General features: G+C 71.1%; 12 protein-coding genes and 1 pseudogene. 6 read left to right on the plus strand and 7 right to left on the minus strand.

Annotated features, from left to right (window positions below; genetic code table 11):
• Positions 1–34: 34 nt before the first annotated feature.
• Positions 35–340: pseudogene (locus tag ACJ73U_RS37650) on the plus strand (adenosylhomocysteinase); the annotation flags it as partial.
• Between the two features lie 354 nt (positions 341–694).
• Here ACJ73U_RS37650 and ACJ73U_RS37655 read toward each other — a convergent pair.
• From ACJ73U_RS37655 to ACJ73U_RS37680, 6 genes are all read right to left on the minus strand, one after another.
• Complete coding sequence (locus ACJ73U_RS37655; RefSeq protein WP_407782544.1) at positions 695–946, minus strand: Ada metal-binding domain-containing protein; 252 nt, start codon at positions 944–946, stop codon at positions 695–697.
• The gene (locus ACJ73U_RS37660; RefSeq protein WP_407782545.1) at positions 943–1656 is read right to left on the minus strand and encodes a 2OG-Fe(II) oxygenase; all 714 of its coding nucleotides are present in this window, start codon (positions 1654–1656) and stop codon (positions 943–945) included. Before ACJ73U_RS37660 ends, ACJ73U_RS37655 begins: the two co-directional genes overlap by 4 nt.
• Complete coding sequence (locus ACJ73U_RS37665) at positions 1653–2249, minus strand: methylated-DNA--[protein]-cysteine S-methyltransferase (RefSeq protein ID WP_407782546.1); 597 nt, start codon at positions 2247–2249, stop codon at positions 1653–1655. Before ACJ73U_RS37665 ends, ACJ73U_RS37660 begins: the two co-directional genes overlap by 4 nt.
• Entirely contained in the window at positions 2246–2716 is a 471-nt protein-coding gene (locus tag ACJ73U_RS37670; protein WP_407782547.1) for an RNA polymerase sigma factor, read from the minus strand. The genes ACJ73U_RS37665 and ACJ73U_RS37670 overlap by 4 nt, the downstream gene beginning before the upstream one ends.
• 172 nt (positions 2717–2888) lie before the next feature.
• Positions 2889–3458, minus strand: a complete 570-nt coding sequence (locus ACJ73U_RS37675) for a YdeI/OmpD-associated family protein (RefSeq protein ID WP_407782548.1) — start codon at positions 3456–3458, stop codon at positions 2889–2891.
• Entirely contained in the window at positions 3448–4218 is a 771-nt protein-coding gene (locus tag ACJ73U_RS37680) for an META domain-containing protein (protein WP_407782549.1), read from the minus strand. Before ACJ73U_RS37680 ends, ACJ73U_RS37675 begins: the two co-directional genes overlap by 11 nt.
• A 56-nt stretch (positions 4219–4274) precedes the next feature.
• Here ACJ73U_RS37680 and ACJ73U_RS37685 point away from each other — a divergent pair, with 56 nt between their 5' ends.
• Positions 4275–5027, plus strand: coding sequence for a DUF1266 domain-containing protein (locus tag ACJ73U_RS37685; RefSeq protein WP_407782550.1), 753 nt, complete (start codon positions 4275–4277; stop codon positions 5025–5027).
• Positions 5028–5058: 31 nt separating this feature from the next.
• On the plus strand, positions 5059–5691 hold the full coding sequence (locus ACJ73U_RS37690) for a dTMP kinase (RefSeq protein ID WP_407782551.1): 633 nt from the start codon (positions 5059–5061) through the stop codon (positions 5689–5691).
• An 8-nt stretch (positions 5692–5699) separates the two neighbouring features.
• Here ACJ73U_RS37690 and ACJ73U_RS37695 read toward each other — a convergent pair whose 3' ends face one another.
• Positions 5700–6176 carry a VOC family protein gene (locus tag ACJ73U_RS37695; RefSeq protein ID WP_407782552.1) on the minus strand — a complete coding sequence of 159 codons (477 nt, stop codon included), beginning with the start codon at positions 6174–6176 and terminating at the stop codon, positions 5700–5702.
• A 150-nt stretch (positions 6177–6326) separates the two neighbouring features.
• Between ACJ73U_RS37695 and mtrA the strand changes: the two genes are divergently transcribed.
• The 3 genes from mtrA to ACJ73U_RS37710 form a co-directional block, all read left to right on the plus strand.
• The gene (gene mtrA, locus ACJ73U_RS37700; protein ID WP_407782553.1) at positions 6327–7004 is read left to right on the plus strand and encodes an MtrAB system response regulator MtrA; all 678 of its coding nucleotides are present in this window, start codon (positions 6327–6329) and stop codon (positions 7002–7004) included.
• Between the two features lie 123 nt (positions 7005–7127).
• The gene (mtrB, locus tag ACJ73U_RS37705; protein WP_407782554.1) at positions 7128–8876 is read left to right on the plus strand and encodes an MtrAB system histidine kinase MtrB; all 1749 of its coding nucleotides are present in this window, start codon (positions 7128–7130) and stop codon (positions 8874–8876) included.
• Positions 8873–10589, plus strand: a 1717-nt coding sequence (locus ACJ73U_RS37710) for an LpqB family beta-propeller domain-containing protein (protein WP_407782555.1), incomplete at its 3' end; no start/stop codon positions are given. The genes mtrB and ACJ73U_RS37710, both read left to right, overlap by 4 nt.

A 10589-nucleotide genomic window follows, 5' to 3' on the forward strand; every position in this document is an offset into this window, starting at 1 on the left:
ACTCAATCCCAACAACAACAACTTCAAATAACACGACGTCAAGGTCCTGATCGTGCTGTCGGAGGGTCGGCTGCTGAACCTGGGCAACGCGACCGGCCACCCGTCCTTCGTGATGTCGAACTCCTTCTCGAACCAGGTGATCGCGCAGCTCGAGCTGTTCACCAAGAACGAGGAGTACGACAAGGAGGTCTACCGCCTCCCGAAGAAGCTCGACGAGAAGGTCGCCCGCATCCACCTGGAGGCACTGGGCGGTCAGCTCACCAAGCTGTCCAAGGAGCAGGCGGAGTACATCGACGTCGACGTCGAGGGTCCGTACAAGCCGGACCACTACCGCTACTGAGGCCTGAGCACGCAGAGGCCGGCTCCCGCATCGCGGGGGCCGGCCTCTGCGTCGTGACGCCTCGACCTCCAGCGCGCGTCAGCGGGGCCCAGGAATCCGCGTGACTTGCTGGCGATGGTCCACCGGTCGGACAGCCTCATGAGCCGACCGATGAGACTCGGCGCAAGCTTCATGATCAACGGCAGCGCAGGTGGTTGGGCAGACCCCCACCCATCCCGGGGGCGGCCCCGATGCCAGTCTATCGGCGGGCACCGACAAAACCGCACGTCGGCGGGGGGCTGTGGATAACTTTCGTCCACCAGTGCGGGCGAAAGGGACACTCGTGCGGACGTCGAGAGGCTGTACGAGCCGGACCTACCCGTCGCGTTTCCAGGTGCGGAACTTCTCCGGCAGGCACACCGCGCACGGCCGGTAGCCGGCCGTGCGCGCGGTGGCCTCGTCGGCGAAGAACACCCGGTGGCACACGTACTCCCCGCGCGCGATCGCCCGCAGCGCCGACGGGCAGTCGAGGCGGCCGTAGATCCTGCGGCGCCGGTACCCGCCGAGTGTGCCGGGTGTCGCGCTCTCGTAGGACCTCCCATCCGCCCCGACCAGCGTGTAGGTCATGTCGCGTCGTGGAAGACCAGGCCCAGGGTGTGGCGTCGGCCGGAGCGGACCGCGGACACGCCGTGTCGCACCGGTGCCGCCGACCAGCCACGCGCCGACCGCACCGGCCGGTCGCGCGTGGTGAACACCAGCCCGTGCCCCTGTGGGATGAGCGTCGCCGTGCCCCGGGACTGCGCGCGCGGCCGCTGCTCGACGAGCAGGAACTCCCCGCCCGTGTGGTCGACCCCCGGCTCGTTCAGGTTGATCACCACCTGCAACGGGAACACCTTCTCCCCGTACAGGTCCCGGTGCAGTGCGTTCCAGCCGCCCTCCTCGTAGCGGAGCAGGATCGGCGTCGGCCGCGTCTGGCCGGCCTCGTGGCAGATCGTCAGCCACTCGTCCAGTGTGTCCGGCCACTCCGGGTCCCAGCCGAGACGCGCGGCCCAGTCCCGCGCGATCGGCAGCAACCGCGGGTACAGCGCGTCCCGCAGTTCTCCCACCGGTGACGGGAACGGCGACGCGAAGTACCGGTAGTCGCCGTTGTCCCCGAAGCGGTGGCGGCGCAGGTTCACCGTCGCGCGGAAGCGCTCCGGGGAGTCCCACAGGCCGGCCACCCGGGCGCACTCGGCCGCCGTGAGCAGCCGCGGCAGCAGCGCGCAGCCGTACTCGTCCACCTCGGCGGCCACCGCGGCCCAGTCGGCCGCGGCGACCCGCTTGGAGAACCTGTTCACGCCGCCTCCAACGTCAGCAGGGTCCGCTTGGCGTCCTCGCCGCCGACGTACCCGCCGAACGACCCGTCGGAACGGACCACGCGGTGGCACGGCACCACGACCGGCAACGGGTTGGTAGCGCACGCCGTGCCGACCGCGCGCACCGCGCGTGGGCTGCCCGCCGCGGTCGCGACCTGCGCGTAGCTCTCCGTGTGCCCGTAGCCGATCGCCGGCAGGTGGTTCAGCACCGCGAGGCGGAACCCGCGGGCCAGCCGGAAGTCCAGTGGCAACTCGAACGCTGTGCGCCTGCCGTCGAAGTACTCCGCCAGCTGCCGCGTCGCCGGGTCCAGCCGGGCGGGGGCCGCCAGGATGCGCGGGCTCACCGCGTCGGCCAGCTTCGCCAGCACCGCGTCGTGGTCCTCGCGGGCGTAGGCCACGCGGACCAGGCCCTGTTCGGTCGCGGCCAGCAGCAGCGTGCCGACGGGGGTGTCCAGCGTGCGGTAGGCCACGTCCAGCAGCTGCTCCCGCGCGGCCGCGGCGACAAGGCGCTCGTGCAGGCGGCGAGTGGTCTCGGGGTCGATCTCGGGGGCCGACCCGAAAAGCTCCTCGGTCATGCTTCCTCCCTCTCAGTAGCGGTCCGCAGGGCCTTGACGCCGTCGGCCGCCGCGCGCCGGGCGGCGTCGGTGCTGCCCCCGGTGATGCGTGCGACCTCGCTGTACGGCAGCCCGCCGAGGTAGTGGTAGGCGACGGCGGTGCGCTGCCTGTCCGGCAGCTTCGCCACCGCGTCCCACAGGTCGCCGTCCACCGTCGCCGCCGTGCTCGCCTGTTCGGGGACGGTGTGGACGGGGATCGGTCGGCGCGCGCGGGCACGGGTGACGTCGATGGCCTTGCGGTGCGCGATCGTGACCAGCCACGCCTCGACGTTGGCGCCGGCGGGCAGCTCCGGATACGCCTTGAGCGCCGCCAGGAACGTCTCTGACCAGGCGTCCTCGGCGTCGACCGGGCCGACGACGGCGCGGCAGACCCGCAGCACCATCGACCCGTACTCGGCCACGACCTGTTCGAACGGTTTCACGATCACACCAGGAAGACGCCGGGACCCGCGGAAACGTGAGATGGCGGGAGTCGAATCCTCGTACACGGTCTGGGCCCGATCAACAGATACCTCACGGGAACCTGATGCCACTCAGCCCGCCTCGACACCCGCACGCTCGTCGGGTCGTAACCAACACATGGAAATTCCGGGGAGGCGGCTAGTGCAGGGTTTCGCCACGCTCCAGCATCGCCACGAACTTCTCGATGCGGCGTGCCCTGGTCTCCGGGCGCTTGGCCTCCTCGACCCGGTACAGGATGGCGTAGCGGTTCTGGCTGGTCAGCGTGTTGAAGAACGCCTGCGCGGACGGGGCGGCGGCGAGTGCCGCGGCCAGGTCGTCCGGCACCGTGGACGACGCCGGTCCCGCGTAGGCCGCGTCCCAGCGGCCGTCCGCCTTCGCCGCCTCGACCTCACGCAGGCCGCGCGGGAACATCCGGCCCTCGGCGATCAGCCGCTCCGCCGACTCCCTGTTGATCCGCGACCACCGCGACCGGCGCGAGCGCGGCGTGAACTTCTGCATGAACCACTGGTCGTCGACGCGGCGCACGGTGCCGTCGATCCACCCGTGCCGCAGCGCCTCCTCGAGGGCCTGGTCGTGGTCGACGGAGGTGATGCCGGTGCCCTTCTTGGCGATCCGCAGCCAGATGCCGGGGGTGTCGGCGTGCTCGGCCAGCCACGCCGCCAACGCGGCCTGGTCGGCGAACTCCATCTCGGGCAACTCACCTGGCATGCAACTGGATCCCCTTGCCGGACGTGTTCGTGAGCGTCAGGCGGTCGGCCTCGATCCGGTACTGGACCTTGCCGGTCAGCACGCCGACCACCGCGTTCTCGCCCTGCATGATCTCAGGCGCGCACGCCATCCTCGTCATCGGACCCAGCTCGACATCGATGGTGTCACCGTCGATCGTGTAGTCACCACGGACGCCGTTGCAGTGGGTGTCGGCGCGGACCTCCGTGCCGGTGAACACGAGCGTCACGGGTTGCGCCCCGGCGGCCATGCTCGACGCGACCTGCCCGTCGAGCAGCGTGTCCAGCTCCCACGTCGTGCCGGCCAGCGCGCGGTCCGGGTCGACGGCCTCGCGCGGCCCCAGCTCGAACTTCGTGGTGCCGGAGGTGATCGTCAGCGCCCCGTCGTGCAGCTCCCAGGACGGGGAGGCCTCCAGCACCCGCGTGACGAACGCGTCCTCCGCGAACCGCGCCTGCTCACAGCCCATGTCCGTGGTGGACAGTCCACCGTCGATCACCAGCCTGCCGTCGCCGGTGTCCACCTGGCCCTGCATCGTGTTGCAGCTGGCCCTGGCGACCAGCCGCCCGTCGTCGGTGAACTGCAGTGACAGGCGCATGTCCCGGGGCCGGCCGTCCTCCGTGACCGCGGTCGCGAGGAAGGTCCTGCCCCGCAACGGGTCCGGTGCGGGTGCGGCGGCCTCGCCGGTGGGCCGCTGGCCGCAGGCGGCGAGGACGAGCAGCAGGGCCACGAGCATGAGTCTCATGTCCCCAGGACGGATTCGACCACGGGTGTCGTTGCACGTGGCTACACTCCGCCGGTGTGGTGGTGTGTGATCACGTGGAGGGGGTGGTCGGCGCCCCGAACGGCCCGTTCTACGGACCTCTCGCACACGGCTTCGCGTGCGGCGCGCACATTGCCGTGCACGTGTCGAGCCCGTGGAACGCGCTGGACGATCCGGTCCGGGACTACCAGGAGAACCGGGAGAGCCTGGCCGAGAACTGGGGCGTGGAGACGGCCGAGGACTGGTCGAGGCAGGTGGACTACCTGCTGGCCGGCCAGAACGTCGGCCCGGCGGCGGACGCGGTGCTGAACGTCCGCCGCACGCTGCTGCGCCAGCAGGGCCACTACGACCTGTTCACCTGGCAGAACGCGGTCGGCGGCTGGGCCCGCCGGCAGCGCAGGCCGCCCGCGGAGGTCGACGAGCTGGTCGAGCTGGCCGGGGTGATCACCCGCTACGAGTCCCGCTTCCGCACTGACGGCCTGCTGCCGCCCAACGGCATCGTGACCAGTGTGTTCGGCTACGACTTCGGCCGCGCGGTCAACATGGCCCGGTGGGGCTACGGCGGCCGGTTCTGCGACTACCCGGCGGCCGAGCGGATCGTGCTGCGTGCGGGGGAGCTGTGCCGCCAGCACTACTCGTCGTGGGCCGACTTCAGCGCGGGTTACGCCCTGGGCCGGGTGATCCGCTTCGACGAGGAGAGGTACGGGCACATGTACGTGTCCGTGCTCGGGCCGCACCGCCTGCTGGTGGCCGACCGGACCAGTCCCTGGTGGCACGTGCCGTTCGCGTAGGAGCGGCGCGGCGGCGGATAGGGTGCCCGACGTGGGACGACTGATCGTGATCGAGGGCATCGACGGCGCCGGCAAGCGGACGCTGACCGCCGCGCTGGAGCACGCCCTGGACGGCCGCGTGGCCCGCATGGCGTTCCCGCGCTACGACACGGACGTGTACGGGGAGCTGATCCGCGACGGTCTGCACGGCAGGCTCGGCCCGTTCGGCGACGAGGTCTACGGCATGGCCATGCTGTACGCGCTCGACCGCCGCGCCGCCGCCCCGGACGTCCGCGCCGCGCTGGACACGCACGAGTACGTGCTGCTCGACCGCTACGTGGCCTCGAACGCGGCGTTCGGCGCGGCCCGCCTGCACCAGGACGCCCGCGGCGAGTTCGTGTCCTGGGTGCGTGCGATCGAGCTGGAGCGGTTCGCCGTCCCGGTCCCGCACGCCCACCTCCTGCTGCGGGTCCCGCCCGCCGTCGCGGCGGAACGCTCGGCCCACCGCGCCCGCACCGAGGCCGACCGCGGTCGCGACACCTGGGAGTCCGACGACGCGCTGCAGTCCAGAGTGGCCGCCGTGTACGACGGTCTCGCCGAGGACGGCTGGCTGGCCCCGTGGCACGTCGTCGACGGCACCACGGCCCCGGACGCGGCCGACCTGGCGAAGAAGCTGGCGGAATAGGCCGGGAACTACGGCGCGCCGGCGAGGTCGGCGCCCCAGCGGGCGATCTCCGCCTCGATGTCCAGGCGGGCGATCGTCGGGGTCGCGGACATCTCGTCGGTCACGCGGTCGCGGGGGACGAACCACGAGACCTCGAACTCCAACCCGTCGGGGTCCTTGCCGTACAGCGACTTCGACACGCCGTGGTCGGACGAGCCCACCAGCGCGCCGACCGCCGCGAGTCGCTCGGCGAAGTCCGCCAGCTCCGGCAGGGTGCCGACCGACCACGCCAGGTGGTACAGGCCGACACCGGTCGATCTCGTCGCCGAACCGCGGACCTGGAACAGCCCGAGGTCGTGGTCGTTGTCGGACTCGGCGGCCCGCAGGAAGGCGGCGTTGTGCCGGCGGTGCACGACGTGGAAGCCCAGAACGTCCGTGTAGAACTGCACGCTGCGTGCCACGTCGCGTACATAGAGCACCGCATGGTTGAGCCGCCTGATGCCCATCCGCGTCCTCCCCCGAGTAAGGTTCACGAGCTCACCGGGTAGATTGCCGGCGGCTGCGAAAGTGTTACAACCTGTCACTCGAACTGCGGTATCCGGATGAACCGGCCGGGTCCCGCACGAATGAGCCTCACGAAGTGCGACGATGTAACCATGAAGGCACGTGTGCTGGTAGTGGACGACGACCCGGCTCTGGCCGAGATGCTGACCATCGTGCTGCGGGGCGAAGGCTTCGACACAGCGGTGGTGGCGGAAGGCAACCGGGCGTTGCCCGCGCTGCGCGAGCTCAGGCCCGACCTGGTACTGCTCGACCTGATGTTGCCCGGTATCAACGGGATCGACGTGTGCAAGGCGATCCGCGCCGAGTCCGGCGTGCCGATCGTGATGCTCACGGCGAAGAGCGACACGGTCGACATAGTGCTGGGCCTGGAGTCCGGTGCGGATGACTACGTCGTCAAGCCGTTCAAGCCGAAGGAGCTGGTCGCTCGGGTGCGTGCCCGGCTGCGCCGCACGGACTCCGAGCCCGCCGAGATGCTGTCCATCGGCGACCTCACGATCGACGTGCCCGGCCACGAGGTCACCCGCGAAGGCGTCGCCATCCAGCTGACGCCACTGGAGTTCGACCTGCTGGTGGCCCTGGCCCGCAAGCCGCGCCAGGTGTTCACCCGCGAGGTGCTGTTGGAGCAGGTGTGGGGCTACCGGCACGCCGCGGACACGCGGCTGGTCAACGTCCACGTGCAGCGACTGCGGTCCAAGGTCGAGACCGACCCCGAGCACCCCGAGGTGGTGTTGACGGTACGCGGTGTCGGCTACAAGGCTGGCCCACCGTGATCGGACGGTCCGCATGAGCGGAGCTCGCGGAGCGAGTCATCGATGCTCCCGCCGGCTCGGACGGCGCCGGTGGACTGGAGCTTGCGGAGCGTTCCGGCGCCACGGAGTGGGTGAGGAGCCGGCATGAAGCGGTACCTCCGCGCGGTCGCCCGTTACGGCGCCCGCGCGGTCGCGTTCGGGCGGGCGCGGGCGATGCGCTTCGGCGAGCTGTGGCGGCGCTCGCTGCAGGTGCGCGTCGTGGTCAGCACGCTCGCGCTGTCCTCGGCCGTGGTGTTCGTGCTGGGCATGGTGCTGCAGAACCAGATCACCGACCGCCTCCTCGAGACCAAGGAGGAGGCGGCGATCGCGGCCACCCGCGACTCGCTCGCGGTGGCGCAGCGGGAGCTGAAGGGTGTGAACCTGTCGACCGACCCGGTGCGCACCCTGCTCCAGCAGGCCCGGAACAAGCTCACCAGCTCGACGCCGAACACCGACACGGTCAGCTCCTCGGCCGGCACGTTCGAGCCGGTGCTCGCGAGCCCGCAGCCCGCCCAGGGTGCCGGCGAGGAGACGGTCAGCGCCGGCCCGTACGGCGACGTGCCCGAGAGCCTGCGCCACTTCGTGGAGAACGGCCAGCTCGCCGTCCAGATCCACTCGGTCGACCGGCCGTCGGGGCGCACCACGTTCCTCATCGTCGGCGCGCCGTTCGGGTCAGGGCAGCAGCAACAGATGCAGCTGTACATGCTGTACCCGCTGACCGCCGAGCAGTCGACCATCGCGGTCGTGCAGTCGACGCTGCTCGTCGGCGGCCTCGTGCTGCTGTTGCTGCTCGCCGGCATCGCGAACCTCGTGACCAGGCAGGTCGTCCGGCCGGTCCGCAGCGCCGCCCAGGCCGCGGAGCGGTTCGCGGGCGGTGAGCTGGACGAGCGCATGGCCGTGGTCGGCGAGGACGACGTCGCACGCCTCGCGCAGTCGTACAACAAGATGGCCGAGAGCATCGAGAAACAGATCCGCCAGCTGGAGGAGTTCGGCGGGCTGCAACGCCGGTTCACCTCGGACGTCTCCCACGAGCTGCGCACGCCGCTGACCACCGTGCGGATGGCCGCGGACGTGCTCCACGCGTCCCGCGAGCAGTTCCCGCCCGGCCTGGCGCGGTCCTCGGAGCTGCTGGTCGACGAGCTGGACCGGTTCGAGTCGCTGCTCGGCGACCTGCTGGAGATCAGCCGGCTGGACGCCGGCGTCGAGGAGCTCACGGCCGAGTACAGCGACGTGCGGCCCATCGCGATGCGCGCCGCGCAGACGGTCTCCACCATCGCCCGCAACGCCGGCACGGAGATCATCCTCGACCTGCCCGACGAGGAGACCGCCGCGGAGGTCGACTCGCGCCGGATCGAGCGGATCCTGCGCAACCTGCTGGCCAACGCGGTCGACCACGGCGACGGCCACCCCGTGCGGCTGCGCATGGCGGCCGACCAGTACGCGCTTGCGGTCACCGTGCGTGACTACGGCGTCGGCCTGCGCACCGGCGAGGCGGACCTGGTGTTCAACCGGTTCTGGCGCGCCGACCCGTCCCGCAACCGGCACACCGGCGGCACGGGCCTCGGCCTCGCGATCAGCCTCGAGGACGCCCGCCTGCACGGCGGCGCTCTCGACGCGTGGGGCGAGCCGGGCAAGGGCGCGTGCTTCCGGCTGACGCTGCCGCGCCACCAGGACGTCCCGTACACGGAAAACCCGCTGCCGCTGCCGCCGCCGGACGCCAAGGTGCCCACCGAGTTGGCCGCCGACGTCGACCCGATCGCCGACGCCGACGCCGTGCGCGTCACGGTCGCCGCCGGCGAGGACGCCGAACCCGAGCTGGAACCACCGGCGCCCGTCTGGGAGGAGGCCCGATGAGCACAGCTCGCGAAGCACGTCGCCGAACGCGGCGACCGCCGGCCGTGCGGCGCCGCGCCTACGCCGCGCTGCTGTTCGTGGTCCTGTTCCTGGCCGGCTGCGCGAACATCCCGGAGGAGTCGACCCCGCACGCGGTCCGCGACGACCAGCAGCCGTCGACCGGCGAGGCCGCCGAGCCGCCGCCGAGCGCCAACCTGAACCCGTTCGACCTCGTGCGCGAGTTCGTCCGGCGGTCCGGCAACCCCGACGCCGCCAGGCAGTACCTGACGAAGCGCGGCCAGCACGACTGGGGCGGCGACTACAAGCCGACGATCATCGACGACATCTTCGGCACCGTGCCGGACCAGGCCGAGGACGAGGTGCAGGCCGGCAAGGACCAGGGCAGCGGCCCGATCACCCGCGTCTCGGTGATGCTCCGCGTGACCGTCCTCGGCCGCCTCGGCTCCGACAACGCGTTCGTCCCGATGATCGGCGAGAACCAGTTCCGGGTCGGCGTGGTGCGCGAGAAGGGCCAGTGGCGCATCGACGAGCCGCCCGAGGGCCTGTACGTGCCCCTGTCGGACTTCAACGCCAGCTACCGCCCGGTCACCGTGTACTTCTTCGACCCGGACCTGCGCATCATCGTGCCGGACCAGCGCTACGTGGCCGCCAAGCCCGAGGAGGGCCTGCCGGGACGGGTGATCTCCACGCTGCTGTTCGGCCCGTCCGACGCCATGCGCCGCTCACTGGCCACCCCGCTGCAGGGCGTGACGACGAGAACCAACGTCGTCGAGGACAGCGACGGCACACTGGTGGTGGACCTGGGACCGCTGGGCGACAAACCGGAGGAACAGCGCGAGCTGATCGCCGCCCAGATCGTCCTGACCATGCGGGACGTGACGTCCAGCCGCCTCCGCATCAAGGGCGACGGCCAGGACCTGATCCCCGGCCACGGCGACTGGCGCCCGACGGACATCAAGCAGTACGACGCCCTGACCAAGCCCAGCTCGGACCAGCCGGGCCTGATGAGCTCCGCCGGCCGGCTGTACACCCTGCTGGACGGCAAGCCCGTCCCCGGCCCGGCCGGCAACGGCAGCTACAACGTCGTCAGCGCGGCCCAGTCCATCGACGGCGGCCAACTCGCGGTCGTGACGAAGAACGGCGACAAGCTGAGACTGCGCGTAGGCCGCTACGGCAGCGAAAGCCTGCAGGAGATCGCCCTGGACGCGACCACGATGACCAGACCGACCTGGCGCGTGTCCAGCGTCGAGGGCCAGGACGCGAACGAGCTGTGGACCGTCGAGGACGGCAACGTCGTACGCGTCGTGCGCTCCGGCACCGGCAGCTGGACCCCGGTGGAGGTCAACGCGACGTCCCTACAGGACTTCGGCCCGATCCGCGAGTTCCGCCTGTCCCGCGACGGCACCCGAGCCGCCATGGTCATGACCAACGGCAAACTGGTCGTGGCCGCCGTCGTACGCGACCGGGACTCGGTCAGCCTGGCCAACCCCCGCACCCTCCAACAACGGACGATCAACAACGCCGTGGGCGTCGACTGGCTCAACCAGCACACCCTCGTCGTCGTGACCGGCCAGACCGACCTACCGGTCGTCAGGGTGCCGGTGGACGGCCTGACCCTCGACCCGTACGACTCGAGCAACCTCCAGTTCCCGCTGCACGCCGTCACAGCGACCCCGGAACGCGACGTCGTCGTCACCGACAACGCGGCCGTCC

The organism is Actinophytocola sp., assembly GCF_045807065.1.
Taxonomy (GTDB): domain Bacteria; phylum Actinomycetota; class Actinomycetes; order Mycobacteriales; family Pseudonocardiaceae; genus Actinophytocola.